The organism is Streptomyces sp. NPDC037083 (assembly GCF_055606485.1).
In genome coordinates, this window is the sequence record NZ_JBVJSQ010000002.1 from 256,660 (window position 1) to 272,431 (window position 15,772).

Consider the following 15,772-nt stretch of genomic DNA (forward strand, 5'->3'; position numbering starts at 1 on the left):
GGGGGCTGTCTGGGTGGGTCCACCCTACGCAGCGATCACCCGGAGCCGACGGACGGGCCGGGCCCTGGGGCCCGGCCCGTCTCGACTCGATCACTTCTGGGACGTCACTCCTCGGACGTCACTTCTTGGACTTGGCCGCCTTGGGCGTCACCAGCCGGCTGCCGCTCCAGTCCTTGCCCACGCTGACGCTCTTGCTGGCCGACAGACCCGCAGTCGTCGCGGCTTCGGAGATGTCGCTCGGCTCCACGTATCCCGTACGGCCGGTCTTCGGCGTCAGGAGGAGGATGGACCCGCCTTCTTCGATGTACGTGGTGGCGTCCACCAGCGCATCCGTCAGGTCTCCGTCATCGTCGCGGAACCAGAGCACTACGGCGTCGGCGACGTCGTCGTAGTCCTCGTCCACCAGATCGCTGCCGATGACTTCCTCGATGGACTCGCGGAGCTCCTGGTCGACGTCGTCGTCGTAGCCGATCTCCTGGACCACCTGCTCGGGCTGGAAACCCAGCCTGACGGCAGGGCTGGTCCGCTCCTCCGCGTGGTCCGCGGTCGCGCTCACGGGTTGCCTCCTGATCATGATTCGGATGGGGTGCCCCCGGGCCCGTCCAGGGCGTGGGGGAAACTCAGCCACGCGCGTGCGCGAAGCATTGGCCGTAGTCCACACGGACGGGGCGGATCGCGCAAGTACCCGGCGGTTCGGACCGCCGAAACGGTGACGATCCTGGCCGTGTCGACGCAACTCCAGGCACTCGATACAGACGGATGGTGACGTACACCACACCTATCTGCCCTGTTTGCGTATTTGAGAACCATCCAAGGGTACGAGATTCGAACGGGTGCCGGTTACCTCGGGGTAGAGATGACGTTTGCGGCCCCTAGGTACACGATGGGGGCGGTGCAGGTACTGGAGAACCAGCGACATACAAGCGAGACATCAGCGAAGAAGAGACAGACCCCACCCAGCCCCACACAGCCCTCTGACAGGTAAGGAACAGCGTGGCTTCCGGATCCGATCGCAACCCGATCATCATTGGCGGCCTTCCGAGTCAGGTTCCTGACTTCGATCCCGAGGAAACCCAGGAGTGGCTCGACTCCCTCGACGCCGCGATCGACGAGCGCGGCCGGGAGCGGGCCCGCTACCTGATGCTGCGCCTGATCGAGCGGGCCCGCGAGAAGCGCGTGGCCGTGCCCGAGATGCGCAGCACGGACTACGTCAACACCATCCCCACCAGGGCCGAGCCGTTCTTCCCGGGCAACGAGGAGATCGAGCGCAAGATCCTCAACGCGACCCGCTGGAACGCGGCCGTGATGGTGTCCAGGGCCCAGCGCCCGGGCATCGGCGTGGGCGGGCACATCGCCACCTTCGCCTCGTCCGCCTCCCTCTACGACGTCGGCTTCAACCACTTCTTCCGCGGCAAGGACGAGGGCGACGGCGGCGACCAGGTCTTCTTCCAGGGGCACGCCTCACCGGGCATCTACGCGCGCGCGTTCCTGCTCGACCGGCTCAGCGAGGACAACCTCGACGCGTTCCGCCAGGAGAAGTCGAAGGCGCCGCACGGGCTGTCCTCGTACCCGCACCCGCGTCTGATGCCGGACTTCTGGGAGTTCCCGACCGTGTCGATGGGCCTCGGCCCGATCGGCGCGATCTACCAGGCCCGGATGAACCGATACATGCACGCGCGCGGGATCGCCGACACCTCGAAGTCGCACGTGTGGGCGTTCCTCGGGGACGGCGAGATGGACGAGCCGGAGTCGCTCGGCCAGCTGACCATCGCCGCGCGCGAGGGCCTCGACAACCTGACCTTCGTCGTCAACTGCAACCTGCAGCGCCTCGACGGGCCGGTGCGCGGCAACGGCAAGGTCATCCAGGAGCTGGAGTCGGTCTTCCGCGGCGCCGGCTGGAACGTGATCAAGCTGATCTGGGACCGCACCTGGGACCCGCTGCTGGCGCAGGACCGCGACGGCATCCTCGTCAACCGGATGAACACCACGCCGGACGGCCAGTTCCAGACCTACGCCACCGAGTCCGGCTCCTACATCCGCGACCACTTCTTCGGCGACGACCAGCGGCTGCGCGCGATGGTCGAGGGCATGACCGACGACCAGATCCTGCACCTGGGCCGCGGCGGTCACGACCACAAGAAGATCTACGCGGCCTTCAAGGCGGCCGTGGAGCACACCGGCCAGCCGACGGTCATCCTCGCCAAGACCGTCAAGGGCTGGACGCTGGGCCCCAACTTCGAGGGCCGCAACGCCACGCACCAGATGAAGAAGCTGACGGTCGCCGACCTCAAGGGCTTCCGCGACCGGCTGCACCTGCCGATCTCCGACAAGGAGCTGGAGAGCGGCCTTCCGCCGTACTTCCACCCCGGCCGGAACTCGGAAGAGATCCAGTACATGCACGACCGCCGCAAGAGCCTCGGCGGCTACGTCCCGACCCGCGTCGTGCGCGCGAAGCCGCTCGCACTGCCGGACGACAAGACGTATGCGACCGTGAAGAAGGGCTCGGGTCAGCAGTCGATCGCCACGACCATGGCGTTCGTACGACTGCTCAAGGACCTCATGCGGGACAAGGAGCTCGGCAAGCGGTTCGTGCTGATCGCGCCCGACGAGTACCGCACGTTCGGCATGGACTCCTTCTTCCCGAGTGCGAAGATCTACAACCCGCTCGGCCAGCAGTACGAATCGGTGGACCGTGAACTGCTGCTCGCGTACAAGGAGTCGCCGACCGGCCAGATGCTGCACGACGGCATCTCCGAGGCGGGCTGCACGGCGTCCCTGATCGCGGCGGGCTCGGCGTACGCCACGCACGGCGAGCCGCTGATCCCGGTCTACGTCTTCTACTCGATGTTCGGTTTCCAGCGCACCGGCGACCAGTTCTGGCAGATGGCGGACCAGCTGGCGCGCGGCTTCGTCCTGGGCGCGACCGCCGGCCGCACGACGCTGACCGGTGAGGGCCTCCAGCACGCGGACGGCCACTCCCAGCTGCTCGCCTCGACGAACCCGGGCTGCGTCGCCTACGACCCGGCGTACGGCTTCGAGATCGCGCACATCGTGCAGGACGGGCTCAGGAGGATGTACGGCAGTTCCGACGAGCACCCGCACGGCGAGGACGTCTTCTACTACCTGACCGTCTACAACGAGCCCATCCAGCACCCGGCCGAGCCGGAGAACGTGGACGTCGAGGGCATCCTCAAGGGCATCCACCGCTTCAGCGAGGGCACGTCGGGGGCGATTCCCGCGCAGATCATCGCGTCCGGCGTGGCGGTCCCGTGGGCGGTCGAGGCGCAGAAGATCCTCGCCGAGGAGTGGAACGTCAGGGCGGACGTCTGGTCGGCGACCTCCTGGAACGAGCTGCGCCGCGAGGCCGTCGAGGTCGAGCGGCACAACCTGCTGCATCCGGAGGAGGAGCAGCGGGTGCCGTACGTGACGCGGAAGCTGGCCGGGGCCGAGGGGCCGTTCGTGGCCGTGTCGGACTGGATGCGGTCGGTGCCGGACCAGATCGCCCGTTGGGTGCCGGGCACGTACCAGTCGCTGGGCGCCGACGGCTTCGGCTTCGCCGACACCCGCGGGGCGGCTCGCCGGTTCTTCCACATCGACGCCCAGTCGGTGGTCGTGGGCGTGCTGACCGAGCTGGCGAAGGAGGGCAAGGTCGACCGGTCGCTGCTGAAGCAGGCCATCGACCGGTACCAGCTGCTGGACGCGTCGGCGGCGGACCCGGGGGTCGCCGGAGGCGACGCGTAGCGCGTAGCGCGCGTGGCGGGTAGCACGTGCGAGGGGGCGGTGGGGCATCTGGCCCCCGCCGCCCCTTACTCGTTCTTTACGATGCGGACATGCAACGACGAACGGCGCAGGACCGGCAGGACCGGTGGGAACAGTGGACCCAGCGGCCGCTGCTGGCCCTGGCGGTGGTGTTCGCCGTCGCCTACGCGGTGCCCATCGTGGACACCTCGGCCGGGCACTCGCTGACGGTGGCGTGCACCGCGGTCGAGTGGGCGGTGTGGGGGGCGTTCGCGGTGGACTACCTGATACGGCTGGCGCTCACGCCCGAGCGGCGCCGCTTCGTCCGCACGCACTGGCTGGACCTGTGCGCCGTCGTCCTGCCGATGCTGCAGCCGCTGCGGCTGCTGAGGCTGGTCTCGACGCTGCTGCTGGTGGGGCGGCGGGCCCGGATGGCCTCGCAGATCCGGATGACGACGTACGTGGTGGGGGCGGTCGTCGGGCTGCTGATGTTCGGCTCGCTCGCCGTGCTGTCGGTCGAACGGGAGTCGCCGGACGGGAACATCCGCACCCTGGGTGACGCGCTGTGGTGGTCGTTCACGACGATGACGACCGTGGGGTACGGGGACCACTCGCCGACCACCGGGCTGGGGCGGATCATCGCCGTCGGGCTGATGCTCTCGGGGATCGCGCTGCTGGGTGTGGTGACCGCGAACATCGCCGCGTGGTTCATCGAGCGGTTCGACAAGGACGACGTCGAGGAACGCGCGCAGACCGAGGCGATCCTGGCCCTGACCGAGGAGGTGCGGGCGCTGCGGCGGGAGGTCGCGGCGCTGCAGGACGGCCCGCGCGGGACTGAGCCCCTCACCACCCGCCATCCGTCCCGGTAGACCCACGGGCGGGGTCCGGGGTGGGCCGCGGCCCTCGACAGGCCTGGGTTCCGTCAAACGGCGGGCGGAGCCGCCCTAGAGCAGTCCGTTGCCCGTCCCGGTCGCGCCCGCCAGCCAGATGATCGCCAGCAGGGTGTCGATCGCCCCCAGGGCGACTGCGACCAGGGCCGGTACCGGACGGGAGCCCGCCCAGGTGCGGCCCATGGCCAGCCAGCCGCAGACGATCGCCGCGGGGCCGAGGATGATCCCCAGCGCGAAGAATCCGGCGACCGCGCACACGAGGCCGACGATGCCGAGCGTCGCGCGATCCGGCCCGGTCCGTGACCCCATGCGGCCACGTGAGCGGGGGTACCTGCGGGCGCCGTTTCCGAAGCCGGCCATCGTCAACTCCCTGGATTCCGGGGATGTTCGATGTTCGGGTACCCCCGACACGCGCTCCATGCACCGCAGTTGCCGGGCAGTCGGCGCGCTGTCCCCCTCCGGCAGCGCGCCGCAGCCCTGGCCGCCCTGCCATCCGGAGGGCTTGACTAACTGTGACCTGCGGCGCGTACCGGATGCGAGGAACCTTTAGCTTTGTCACCCGGATAGGGGAATTTCGTTGAAATCCCGTCAGATGAGGCCGTCCCTCGGGGGCCTCAGATGTGCCCCACCCCGGCGCCCGCGTCCGCGTTCTGCCCACGCTTGGTGAGCAGCGCGACGAAGACGGCGACGACCGCGACCCCGGACGCCACCAGGGACGCCAGGCTCATGCCGGAGATGAACGTGTCGTGGGCGACGTCCGCGATCCTGGCGGCGATCGCCTCCGGGGTGCCCTTGGCGACCGGGGCCGCGCCGACCTGGACCGCCTCGGAGGCCTGGTCCAGTTGGGCGGGGGTGAGCTCGGGCAGGCCCGCGCCCTTCCAGTTGGCGGGCAGGTCGCTGTCCACCTTGGAGGCCATCACGGCGCCCAGCACGGCCGTGCCGAGGCTGCCGCCGATCTGCATGGCCGCCTGCTGGAGACCGCCCGCCACGCCCGACAGCTCCATGGGCGCGTGGCCGACGATGACCTCCGTCGCGCCGACCATGACCGGTGCGAGGCCGAGGCCCAGCAGGGCGAACCAGACCGACATGACACCGCTGCCGGTGTCCGTCTCCAGCGTGGACATGCCGTACATGGCGATCGCGGTCGCCGCCATGCCGCCGGCCAGCGGAACGCGCGGGCCGAGCTTGGTGATCAGCGCGCCGGCGAGCGGGGATCCGACGATCATCATGCCGGTCAGCGGGAGCAGGTGGAGGCCCGCGTCGATGGGGCTCATGCCGTGCACGTTCTGGAGGTAGAACGTCACGAAGAACAGGCCGCCCAGGAAGGCGACGGCCATCAGGACCATGAGGACCACGCCCGCCGACAGCGGGACCGAGCGGAACAGCGCGAGCGGGATCAGCGGTTCGCGGACCTTCGTCTCCCAGTAGGCGAAGGCGGCGAAGAGCACCGCGGAGCCGAGCACGAACGCCCAGGTCGCCCCGTCGCCCCAGCCCCAGGACGGCGCCTTGATGAGGGCCCACACCAGGCAGAACATCGCCCCCGAGAGGAGGGCGATGCCGAGGACGTCGAAGGAGCGCGGGGCGTTCTCGGCGCGGTGGTCGAGCAGGATCAGCACGCCCAGGACCAGGGCGAGGGCGCCGACCGGCACGTTGATGAAGAACACCGACTGCCAGTTCACGTGCTCGACGAGGACACCGCCGAGGATCGGGCCGCCGGCGGTGGAGGCGCCGATGACCATGCCCCACAGGCCGATGGCCATGTTGAGCTTCTCGGCCGGGAAGGTCGCGCGCAGCAGGCCGAGCGCGGCCGGCATCAGCAGCGCGCCGAACAGGCCCTGGAAGACACGGAAGACGACGACCAGCGCGATGCTGTCGGAGAGGCCGATCGCGCCCGAGGCGGCGGCGAAGCCGACGACGCCTATCAGGAACGTCTGACGGTGGCCGAAGCGGTCACCGAGTTTGCCCGCGGTGATCAGGGAGACCGCGAGGGCGAGGAAGTACGCGTTGGTGATCCACTGGACCTCGGCGAAGGTGGCGCCGAGGTCGCTGGCGATGGCCGGGTTGGCGATGGCCACGATGGTGCCGTCGAGGGCCACCATCATGACGCCCACGGCGACGGTGAGCAGGGTGAACCACGGGTGGCCGCGCAGCCCCCGGGCGGCCGGGCCGTCCGACGGGTCCGCCGGCGCCCCGATGGTGGTCTGACTAGTCATGTGTTCGAGGCTAGTGACAGCCGCTGACAATTGACAAACGAGTTCACAAGTCGGTAACTGACACCTATGGAAACACTGCGCGAACGCAAGAAGCAGCGCACCCGGGACGCGCTGCTGCGGGCCGCCGTGGAACTGTTCATCTCACAGGGGTACGAGGAGACGACCGTCGACGAGATCGCCGAGGCCGTCGACGTCTCCCAGCGCACCTTCTTCCGCTACTTCGCCGGCAAGGACGAGGCCGCCCTCGCCCTGGTGGAGATGACCGCGGCGCGCTTCGTGGAGGAGGTGCGGGCCCGCCCGGCGCACGAGGCGCCGATGCGGGCGCTGCGCCAGGCCGTCGTCGAGGGCTGGTACTCGATCAACGAGGTCGTCGAGTCCGTCGTGCCGGTGGAGCTGTATCTGCGCATGCACCGGGTGATCGAGTCGACGCCGGTGCTGCTCGCCGCGCATCTGCGACGCTCGGCGGAGGTCGAGGAGGACCTGGTGCGGGTGATCGCCGAGCGCGAGGGGCTCGACGTGGCTGCGGATCCACGGCCGCGACTGGCCGTGGCCGTGTTCAGCGGGGTGATGCGGGCGGCCGAACGGCAGTGGTCCACCGGCGAGGACGTCGGCCTGGAGGGCATCCGCCTGCTCACGGCCCGCCATCTGGACGGAGTGGGACCGTCGCTGCTGGGCGACTGGCGCGAGACCTGAGGGGCGCCACAAGGCCTGAGGAGCTTTATGACCATCCCCACGCCCGATCAAACGTGATCCGCGTCACTCAGGTCACCCGAGACCCTCTCGTTCTCCTAGTGTGTCCTTTCAGTGACTTCCTTCGACACCTCCCCTCAACTCAGCGTCTGGCGTGCCCTGGCCGCCTTGGCCGTGGTGTTCGTGATGCTGGCGACCACCGGCTGGACCGCCGTGCGCCACCAGCAGGGAACCACCGCCCTGCAGGCCTCGCGCACGGCGTGGGAGCACGGCCGGCTCGACGGCCGCCGGCTGCCGGAACTCGACTCCGGCCCCGCCCGGCTCGCCCGGTTCTTCGCCACGCTGACCGCGCCGCAGCGCACCGCGCTCGCGCACGACTACGCGCTCGCCGTGGGCAACATGAACGGCGCCCCCGCCGAACTGCGCTACCGCGCCAACCGCGTCGCCCTGCACCAGCAGATCCGCGTGGAGCGCAGACGCCTGCACGACGCCCGGCTCACCGCCGCCGGGAAGCGCCTGGCCGACCGGCGCATGCACCGCTACGAGGCGATGGGCACCGCCGACCGGCAGATCCTGGCCTTCGACCCGGGGGGCTCCGGCCGCGCCGCCGAGGTGTTCGGCAGTCTCGACGAGGCCGAGCGGGTCTCCGTCGTCGTCCCCGGCGTCGACACCGACCTGCTCACCTTCCAGCGCACGAACCGCAAGTACTCGGCGCCCGTCGGCATGGGCCAGGCCCTGTACGCGGCCGAGCGCGAGGCGAGCCCGTCGACGCGCACGGCCGTGATCGCCTGGGCCGACTACACCTCCCCCGACGGCCTGGGCATCGACTCGGCCACCGCGATGCGCGCCGAGAGCGGCGCCGTCCGGCTGAACGCCCTGCTGGGCGCCCTGCCCGGCCGCGCTCCCGTGTCGTTGTTCTGCCACAGCTACGGCTCCGTGGTGTGCGGGGTCGCCGCGCACTCCATGCCGGACCGGGTGGCCGACATAGCGGTGGCCGGCAGCCCCGGGATGCGTGTGGAGAAGGCGGCCCAGCTGGGCACCGACGCCCGGGTGTGGGCGATGCGGGACGCCGACGACTGGATCCAGGACGTGCCGCACCTGGAGGTCGGCGGCCTCGGGCACGGCGAGGACCCGATGGCGCGGGAGTTCGGCGCGCGGGTGCTGTCGGCACGGGAGGCACAGGGCCACGGAGGCTACTTCGAACCGGGTACGGACAGCCTGCGCAACTTCGCCGAGATCGGCACTGGCGCGTACCACTCGGTCGAGTGCGCCGACGATGATGACGCCTGCACGGTGGGTTTGACCGACACGACAGAGGCTGGACGCGCGTAGAGACGCAGGAATTGCGGTGCGCGCGGGGAGGGGACGAAGAATGGGTGTCCCGCATACGATGAGCCGCATGGGTGACGTACTGGCCGGAATTCATGCCGTCTGGGAGTTCGATTCCGACTCCGTCCTCATCCGCTACGAACGGGGGATGCGCACGCCCAAGCTGCTGTCGGCACTGGGCGAGCGCCGGATCCCGCTGGCCGCCATCGCCGGGGTGAAGCTCACGCCCGGCAAGCGGGGGACGGTCGTCCTGCACGCGGAACCGCGGCCGGGGGCCGACCCGCTGATGGACGCGGCCGCGGGCCAGCTCAAGGAGGGGTGCGACCCCTACCGCCTGGTGCTGCCCGCCGAGCGGGAGACGCTCGCCGAGTACTACGCCGACGAACTGCGCTCGCAGCTGACCGAGTCCGGGCCGGCCGAACGCTTCCTGGTGGACGCTCCCGAGGCGCCGCTGTCGTTCAAGGCGTACGACGGCAAGGCCTCGTTCGACGGGCGCACGGTGCGCTTCCGTTGGTTCTGGACGGGGGCGTCGTCGGCGAAGTGGAAGGCGGGCGACCAGAGCTTCGCCGTGTCGGAGCTCAGCGGCGTGGAGTGGCGCTCGCCCGAGGTGTTCGAGGGACACCTGCGGCTGGTCAACGGACAGGACGCGCCCGCCCAGCCCGACCAGGACCCGGCGACCGTCGTCTTCGGTCTCGGGTACGGGCCCGTGCACGAGTCGCTGCCGTTCGCGGCGGCGGTGCTTGCGGCGGTCCGCGGCCGCGGCCCGGCGGCCGTACCGGCCGCGGCCGTGCCGCGCCGGGACCCCGCCGACATCGCCGACCGGATCCGGCATCTCGGGGACCTGCACCGGGCCGGACTGGTGACCGACGAGGAGTTCTCCGTCAAGAAGGCCGAGCTGTTGGCCGAGCTGTAGGGGGGCGCGGCGGACAGGGGGGCGGCAGCCCGCGCCCCCGCGCCCGCCCCCGGGGAGCTCCGCAGCGGCCTCACTCCCGCCCGGCGGCGGCGAACGACATGTCCGCGTAGCGGTCGCCGGCCACCTTCGACGCTATCGGCTCCAGCAGTTCCAGCTCCGCGTCGCTCAGCACGATCGCCGTCGCCGCCGTGTTCTCCTCCACCCGGCCCGGCCTGCGGGTGCCCGGGATCGGGATCACCGGCAGGCCGTGCACCAGGCTCCGCTGCTGGACCCAGGCGAGGGCGATCTGGCCGGGGGTGGCGTCGTGGGCCTCGGCCACTGTGCGGATCGGCTCCAGCAGGGCCGCGTTGGCGGCCGCGTTCTCACCGTGGAAGCGGGGCAGCTGGCGGCGGAAGTCGTCGGCGGTGAGGTCCGTGACGGCGTCGGCGAAGGAGCCGGTGAGGAAACCCCGGCCGAGCGGGGAGTACGGGACCAGGCTCACGCCGAGCTCTCGGGCCGCCGGCACCACCTGCGCCTCGATGTCGCGGCTGAACAGGGACCACTCCGACTGCACGGCGGCGATGGGGTGGACGCCCTGGGCCGCGCGCAGTTCGGGGGCCGTCACCTCGCTCAGGCCCAGCTGCTTGACCTTGCCCTCGCGCACCAGCTCGGCCATCACGCCGACGGTGTCCTCGATCGGCACGTTCACATCGCGCCGGTGCATGTAGTAGAGGTCGATGACGTCGACGTCCAGGCGCTTCAGGCTGGCCTCGACGGCCTGGCGGATGTAGGGCGCGTCATTGCGGATGATCCGCCGGGACGGGTCGTCCGGGGGGATCGACAGGGCGAACTTGGTGGCGATCACGACCTCGTCGCGGTGCGCCCTGAAGAACGGGGAGAGGAACTTCTCGTTCTCCCCCGCGCCGTACGCGTCGGCCGTGTCGTAGAGCGTGACGCCCAGTTCCAGGGCCCGCTCCAGGGTGGCCCGCGAGGCCTCGCCGTCCGTGGGGCCGTAGGCGAAGCTCATGCCCATGCAGCCGAGGCCCTGGACACCGACCTCGGGGCCGTTCTCGCCGAGTCGTGCCGTCGGGATCGTGCTGTCGGTCATCGGGCGTTGCCTTTCGCTTCGAGGGGCTGGGCTTCGTGGGGCTGCGCTTCGAGGGGCCGGGCTTCGTGGGCCGTGGCCTCGTGGGCCTTCGCGCGGGTGGCGTCGCCGTAGAACATGATCTTGCGGTCGAGCACGGCGAGCGTGTCCTGGAGTTCGGCGATCCGGGCCAGGACGTCCCGCCGGGTGTTCTCCAGCAGCTCGTACCGCTCGCCGAACGTGTGGTCGCCCTCGCGCACCAGCTCGGCGTACCGCACCATGTCGGCGACCGGCATGCCGGTCAGCCGCAGCTTCCCGACGAGGTCGAGCCAGTCCAGGTCGCGGTTGCTGTAGCGGCGCTGGCCGGTGTGCGAGCGGTCGATGTGGGACATCAGCCCGATCCGCTCGTACCAGCGCAGGGTGTGCGCCGTGAGGCCGGTGAAGGCGACGACCTCGCTGATCGTGTAGCTGTCCTGCCCGTCGGGGCGAGGGTGCCGCGGTGGGGGCGCGGAGCAGACGTCTGCGGGGTTCGGGTTCTGCTCGATGGTCACGGGCCTGGTCTGCAACACCGTCATGGCCACCACGCTAGGACCTTGGAGTGCGCTCCAAGCAAGCGGATCCGGTAAGAAAACCCGGGGACGCGGCTTGATCACACCGGTTGGCGTGCGGGACACGAGCGTCGTTCGCCGTCTCCTGCCCGAGGGCGCCGTCGGAAGTGCTGCGGCTGCGCCGGGTGATGCTCGACTCGATCGGAGGCCGGGAGAGTCCCGCCGGAGAGCAGGGCCCCGCGTCCGGCCGGCGCACCGAGTTCCCGCCGACACTGCGGCAGCGGCTGTCCGAGCCCGACGGGGACTTCGCCGCCTTCGTCGTGGACCGCCCCGACGGCCGGGAGCGCCGGCCGCCCCGGTCGTCGGGACGATCGGGTACCGGATCTGCCGGGCCGGTGACGAGGGCGCGCCGCTCCACGCCTCGCTCGGCTTCGGGCACGAGCCGGACCCCTCGATGGAGCTGCTGCTGGGAGCCGCATAGTCTCGACGGCATGTCGTTGAAGAGTCTCGCGCTGATCGAGAACTGGCCGGTTCCCTCTGCCGCCGCGGGTGTCGTACGGGCCGACGGCACGGTCCTGGGCGCCCACGGTCCCGTCGGGCAGCGCTTCGCGCTCGCCTCGGTCACCAAGCCGCTCACCGCGTACGCCGCTCTCGTCGCGTACGAGGAAGGGGCGGTGGAGCTGGACGAGCCCGCCGGGCCGGCCGGGTCCACGGTCCGTCATCTCCTCGCGCACACCTCCGGTCTGGCCTTCGACGAGCACCGGGCGACCGGGGCGCCCGGCGAACGCCGGCTGTACTCCAACGCCGGGTTCGAGCAGCTCGGCGACCACATCGCGAAGGCCACGGACATCCCGTTCGCGGAGTACCTGCGGCAGGCGGTGCTGGAGCCGCTGGGGATGACGGCGACCTCCCTCGACGGCTCCCCGGCCAAGGACGGCGTCTCGACCGTCGAGGACCTGCTGCGGTTCGCGGCCGAGGTGCAGGCGCCCCGGCTGCTGGACCCCCGGACGGTGGCCGCCGCAATGACCGTGCAGTACCCGGGGACGAAGGGCGTGCTGCCGGGGTACGGGCACCAGAACCCCAACGACTGGGGGCTGGGCTTCGAGATCCGCGACTCCAAGTCGCCGCACTGGACGGGCGGTTCGTCGTCGCCGCGCACGTTCGGGCACTTCGGGCAGTCCGGCACGTTCCTGTGGGTCGACCCGGACGCGGGCGTGGCCGCCGTCGCGCTGACGGACCGGGCGTTCGGGCCGTGGGCGGTCGAGGCCTGGCCGCAGTTCACTGACGCGGTGCTGGCGGAGATCCGCTGGGACAGGTCCTAGCCGGTCAGCTCCCACAGCAGCAGCTCCGCCTGCGCCGTGCCCACCGCCTCCAGGTCCTTGGCGTCCGTGACCCGCGCCGCGTCCCCGGGTCCGAGCCTCTCGCCGTCCAGGCGGACTTCGCCGCGCACGACGTGGACGTAGACGTGGGAGGCGTCCGGCACCGCCGTCCGCTCCCCCGCGCCCAGCCGCCGCACGTGCAGCATCGCGCCCGCCTCCGGGACGGCGTAAGGGGTGGAGTCGGCGATGCCGCGGACGATCTCGTAGGCCGGGTCGCCGCCGGGGCCCAGCGGGGCCAGCCACATCTGGACGAAGGTCAGGGGCGTGTCGGCGTCGTTGCGTTCCACGTGCCGCACGCCGCCGGCGGAGCTGAGCCGCTGCACGTCCCCGGGGCGCACCCGTGTCTCGTGGCCGGCCGAGTCGCGGTGGGTCAGCTCGCCCTCGACGACCCAGGTCACGATCTCGGTGTGGCTGTGGGGGTGCTCGTCGAAGCCGGCGCCCGGGGCGAGCCGCTCCTCGTTGCAGGCGATCAGCGGGCCGAAGCGGAGGTTGCCGGGGTCGTAGTGGGGGCCGAAGGAGAACGCGTGCCACGACTCGATGCCCGCGGCCGGGTCTCCGCCTCGATAGCGCTCGTGGGCGCGCCGTACGTCCGTCACGGGACCACGGTAGACCCGTCCCGCGCCGTGGGCCGTGCCCACCGCGCCCAGCCGGTACGAGGGCCCCTCCGGGAGGGATCGCGGACCCGGACCCGTCCGGTACGAGAGCGGGGGCCTGCGGCGTCGGCCCCGGTCACCGGCGGAAACGAAACGACCCACCGGCGCGAGCAGGCGCGGCGATAAGGCAGTCTTGTCCACGTGCCCGAACCCGAAACGAGTCGCCCCCAGCCCGCGGCGCACGCCGTCCACTCCCACCCCGCCACGCTGAAGCGGCTGGAGAAGTCCTCCGGGAGTCTCGCCGCCCAGGCCATCGCGCGGATGGACGAGACGCTGCCGTGGTACCGGGCGATGCCCCCGGAGAACCGTTCCTGGATCGGACTGGTCGCCCAGGCGGGCATCGCCGCCTTCACCGAGTGGTTCCGGCACCCGGACGCGCCGCAGGCCATCTCCACCGATGTGTTCGGCACGGCGCCGCGCGAGCTGACCCGGGCCATCACGCTGCGGCAGACCGTCGAGATGGTGCGCACCACCATCGAGGTCATGGAGTCCGCGATCGACGAGGTCGCGGCCCCCGGCGACGAGAACGTGCTGCGTGAGGCGCTTCTGGTGTACGCCCGGGAGATCGCCTTCGCCACCGCCCAGGTCTACGCCCAGGCCGCCGAGGCCCGTGGCGCCTGGGACGCCCGGCTGGAGTCGCTCGTGGTGAACGCCGTGCTGAGCGGCGAGGCCGACGAGGGCGCCGTGAGCCGGGCCGCCGCGCTCGGCTGGAACTCGCCCGAACACGTGTGCGTCGTCCTGGGCACGGCCCCCGACGGCGACTCCGAGCTGACCGTGGAGGCCATCCGGCGGGCCTCTCGGCACTCCAAGCTCCAGGTGCTGACCGGCGTCCTCGGCACCCGGCTGGTCGTGATCGCCGGCGGCAGCGACAACCCGCTCGCCGTCGCCAAGTCGCTGATCGGGCCGTTCGCCGCCGGACCCGTCGTGGCCGGACCCGTGGTGCCCGATCTGCTGGCCGCGACCCGGTCCGCACAGGCCGCCGCGGCCGGCCTCAAGGCCTGTTCCGCCTGGCAGGACGCACCCCGGCCGGTACTGGCGGACGATCTGCTGCCGGAGCGCGCGATTGCCGGTGATCCCGGTGCGCGCGAGCAGCTGGTGGAGGAGATCTACAGACCACTCGAAGAGGCCGGGTCCGCGCTCCTGGAGACGCTCGCCGTCTACCTCGAACAGGCGTCCAGTCTCGAGGGGGCGGCCCGGATGCTCTTCGTCCACCCGAACACCGTGCGCTACCGGCTTCGACGTGTGACTGACGTCACCGGCTGGTCGCCGTCGGATGTACGCTCCGCGTTCACGCTCCGGATCGCACTGATCCTGGGGCGTCTGGTCGACGGAGATCCCCAGACCTAGTCTTTTGTCGGGGCTCCACAAAACGCCCTGCCGTTCTTCGTCCCTGTCCCCACGGGCGGCTTCGGCCGTCCCCAAGAGAGAGTGTGAGAGTGCTCGTACTCGTCGCTCCCGGCCAGGGCGCCCAGACGCCCGGCTTCCTGACTCCTTGGCTCGAACTGCCCGGTGCCGCCGCCCGCGTCGCCGCGTGGTCGGACGCCATCGGCCTGGACCTCGCCCACTACGGCACGCAGGCCGACGCGGACGAGATCCGTGACACCGCGGTGGCCCAGCCACTGCTGGTCGCCGCCGGAATCCTGTCCGCCACGGCGCTCGGTGACGTGTCCCCGGGCGCGGTCGCGGGCCACAGCGTCGGCGAGATCACCGCCGCCGCCTTCGCCGGCGTCCTCGACGACACCGTCGCGCTGGGCCTCGTCCGCAAGCGCGGCCTGGCCATGGCCGAGGCCGCCAAGATCACCGAGACCGGCATGTCGGCGCTGCTCGGCGGCGACCCCGAGGTCTCGGTGGCGCATCTGCAGAAGCTCGGGCTGACCCCGGCGAACATCAACGGCGCCGGCCAGATCGTCGCGGCGGGCACGCTGGAGCAGCTCGCCGCGCTGGCCGAGGACAAGCCCGAGGGCGTCCGCAAGGTCGTCCCGCTGAAGGTCGCCGGCGCCTTCCACACGCACCACATGGGCCCCGCCGTCGAGACGCTCGCCAAGGCCGCCGCGGAACTCACGCCGGCCGACCCGAACGTCCGTTACGTCTCCAACAAGGACGGGCAGGCCGTCGCCACCGGCGCCGAGATCCTGGACCGGCTGGTGGGCCAGGTCGCCAACCCGGTCCGCTGGGACCTGTGCATGGAGACCTTCAAGGAGCTCGGCGTGACCGCGCTCCTCGAGGTCTCCCCCGGCGGCACCCTGGTCGGCCTCGCCAAGCGCGCCCTGCCCGGCGTGAAGACGCTGGCGCTGAAGACCCCCGACGACCTCGACGCCGCTCGCGAGCTCATCGCCGAGCACGGCGTCGCCTGAGG

General features: G+C 71.2%; 14 protein-coding genes. 8 read left to right on the forward strand and 6 right to left on the reverse strand.

The genetic code is table 11. From position 1 onward, the window contains the following. Positions 1 to 118 precede the first annotated feature (118 nt). Positions 119 to 556, reverse strand: coding sequence for a DUF3052 domain-containing protein (locus ACZ7DE_RS05985; RefSeq protein ID WP_057583034.1), 438 nt, complete (start codon positions 554 to 556; stop codon positions 119 to 121). Positions 557 to 993: 437 nt separating this feature from the next. Here ACZ7DE_RS05985 and aceE point away from each other — a divergent pair, with 437 nt between their 5' ends. Continuing rightward, positions 994 to 3,741, forward strand: a complete 2,748-nt coding sequence (gene aceE / locus ACZ7DE_RS05990) for a pyruvate dehydrogenase (acetyl-transferring), homodimeric type (protein ID WP_470758487.1) — start codon at positions 994 to 996, stop codon at positions 3,739 to 3,741. 89 nt (positions 3,742 to 3,830) lie between these two features. Next, positions 3,831 to 4,607, forward strand: a complete 777-nt coding sequence (locus tag ACZ7DE_RS05995) for a potassium channel family protein (protein ID WP_470758489.1) — start codon at positions 3,831 to 3,833, stop codon at positions 4,605 to 4,607. A gap of 75 nt (positions 4,608 to 4,682) precedes the next feature. Here ACZ7DE_RS05995 and ACZ7DE_RS06000 read toward each other — a convergent pair whose 3' ends face one another. Both ACZ7DE_RS06000 and ACZ7DE_RS06005 read right to left on the reverse strand, forming a co-directional pair. Next, the gene (locus ACZ7DE_RS06000; RefSeq protein ID WP_470758490.1) at positions 4,683 to 4,988 is read right to left on the reverse strand and encodes a small hydrophobic protein; all 306 of its coding nucleotides are present in this window, start codon (positions 4,986 to 4,988) and stop codon (positions 4,683 to 4,685) included. A 254-nt stretch (positions 4,989 to 5,242) separates the two neighbouring features. Further along, complete coding sequence (locus ACZ7DE_RS06005; protein ID WP_470758492.1) at positions 5,243 to 6,841, reverse strand: MFS transporter; 1,599 nt, start codon at positions 6,839 to 6,841, stop codon at positions 5,243 to 5,245. A gap of 66 nt (positions 6,842 to 6,907) precedes the next feature. On the opposite strand from ACZ7DE_RS06005, the gene ACZ7DE_RS06010 reads away from it, so the two are divergent. The 3 genes from ACZ7DE_RS06010 to ACZ7DE_RS06020 all read left to right on the forward strand — a co-directional run bounded on the left by ACZ7DE_RS06010 (position 6,908) and on the right by ACZ7DE_RS06020 (position 9,773). Further along, positions 6,908 to 7,534, forward strand: coding sequence for a TetR family transcriptional regulator (locus tag ACZ7DE_RS06010; protein ID WP_470758494.1), 627 nt, complete (start codon positions 6,908 to 6,910; stop codon positions 7,532 to 7,534). 111 nt (positions 7,535 to 7,645) lie between these two features. After that, complete coding sequence (locus tag ACZ7DE_RS06015; RefSeq protein ID WP_470758496.1) at positions 7,646 to 8,863, forward strand: alpha/beta hydrolase; 1,218 nt, start codon at positions 7,646 to 7,648, stop codon at positions 8,861 to 8,863. Between the two features lie 58 nt (positions 8,864 to 8,921). Next, positions 8,922 to 9,773, forward strand: coding sequence for a DUF4429 domain-containing protein (locus tag ACZ7DE_RS06020; protein ID WP_470758981.1), 852 nt, complete (start codon positions 8,922 to 8,924; stop codon positions 9,771 to 9,773). Positions 9,774 to 9,843: 70 nt separating this feature from the next. Here the strand turns inward: ACZ7DE_RS06020 and ACZ7DE_RS06025 are convergent, their stop codons facing one another. Together ACZ7DE_RS06025 and ACZ7DE_RS06030 are read right to left on the reverse strand one after the other, a co-directional pair. Next, positions 9,844 to 10,860: an aldo/keto reductase gene (locus ACZ7DE_RS06025; RefSeq protein ID WP_470758498.1), complete on the reverse strand. Its 1,017-nt coding sequence runs from the start codon at positions 10,858 to 10,860 to the stop codon at positions 9,844 to 9,846. Then, on the reverse strand, positions 10,857 to 11,411 hold the full coding sequence (locus tag ACZ7DE_RS06030; protein ID WP_470758501.1) for a MerR family transcriptional regulator: 555 nt from the start codon (positions 11,409 to 11,411) through the stop codon (positions 10,857 to 10,859). Before ACZ7DE_RS06030 ends, ACZ7DE_RS06025 begins: the two co-directional genes overlap by 4 nt. Positions 11,412 to 11,875: 464 nt before the next feature. Here ACZ7DE_RS06030 and ACZ7DE_RS06035 point away from each other — a divergent pair, with 464 nt between their 5' ends. Beyond that, positions 11,876 to 12,706, forward strand: coding sequence for a serine hydrolase domain-containing protein (locus tag ACZ7DE_RS06035; protein ID WP_470758503.1), 831 nt, complete (start codon positions 11,876 to 11,878; stop codon positions 12,704 to 12,706). On the opposite strand, the gene ACZ7DE_RS06040 is transcribed toward ACZ7DE_RS06035, so the two are convergent. Next, positions 12,703 to 13,359, reverse strand: a complete 657-nt coding sequence (locus ACZ7DE_RS06040; RefSeq protein WP_470758505.1) for a pirin family protein — start codon at positions 13,357 to 13,359, stop codon at positions 12,703 to 12,705. The genes ACZ7DE_RS06035 and ACZ7DE_RS06040 overlap by 4 nt on opposite strands. Positions 13,360 to 13,557: 198 nt before the next feature. On the opposite strand from ACZ7DE_RS06040, the gene ACZ7DE_RS06045 reads away from it, so the two are divergent. Both ACZ7DE_RS06045 and ACZ7DE_RS06050 read left to right on the forward strand, forming a co-directional pair. After that, positions 13,558 to 14,763: a PucR family transcriptional regulator gene (locus ACZ7DE_RS06045; RefSeq protein ID WP_470758507.1), complete on the forward strand. Its 1,206-nt coding sequence runs from the start codon at positions 13,558 to 13,560 to the stop codon at positions 14,761 to 14,763. Between the two features lie 89 nt (positions 14,764 to 14,852). Then, on the forward strand, positions 14,853 to 15,770 hold the full coding sequence (locus tag ACZ7DE_RS06050; RefSeq protein WP_470758509.1) for an ACP S-malonyltransferase: 918 nt from the start codon (positions 14,853 to 14,855) through the stop codon (positions 15,768 to 15,770). Positions 15,771 to 15,772: the final 2 nt, after the last annotated feature.

Coding starts and splice junctions, on each gene's coding strand:
- ACZ7DE_RS05995 (WP_470758489.1), top strand. CDS start 3,831: ATGCAACGACGAACGGCGCAGGACCGGCAGGACCGGTGGGAACAGTGG.
- ACZ7DE_RS06000 (WP_470758490.1), bottom strand. CDS start 4,988: ATGGCCGGCTTCGGAAACGGCGCCCGCAGGTACCCCCGCTCACGTGGC.
- ACZ7DE_RS06005 (WP_470758492.1), bottom strand. CDS start 6,841: ATGACTAGTCAGACCACCATCGGGGCGCCGGCGGACCCGTCGGACGGC.
- ACZ7DE_RS06010 (WP_470758494.1), top strand. CDS start 6,908: ATGGAAACACTGCGCGAACGCAAGAAGCAGCGCACCCGGGACGCGCTG.
- ACZ7DE_RS06020 (WP_470758981.1), top strand. CDS start 8,922: ATGAGCCGCATGGGTGACGTACTGGCCGGAATTCATGCCGTCTGGGAG.
- ACZ7DE_RS06025 (WP_470758498.1), bottom strand. CDS start 10,860: ATGACCGACAGCACGATCCCGACGGCACGACTCGGCGAGAACGGCCCC.
- ACZ7DE_RS06030 (WP_470758501.1), bottom strand. CDS start 11,411: ATGACGGTGTTGCAGACCAGGCCCGTGACCATCGAGCAGAACCCGAAC.
- ACZ7DE_RS06035 (WP_470758503.1), top strand. CDS start 11,876: ATGTCGTTGAAGAGTCTCGCGCTGATCGAGAACTGGCCGGTTCCCTCT.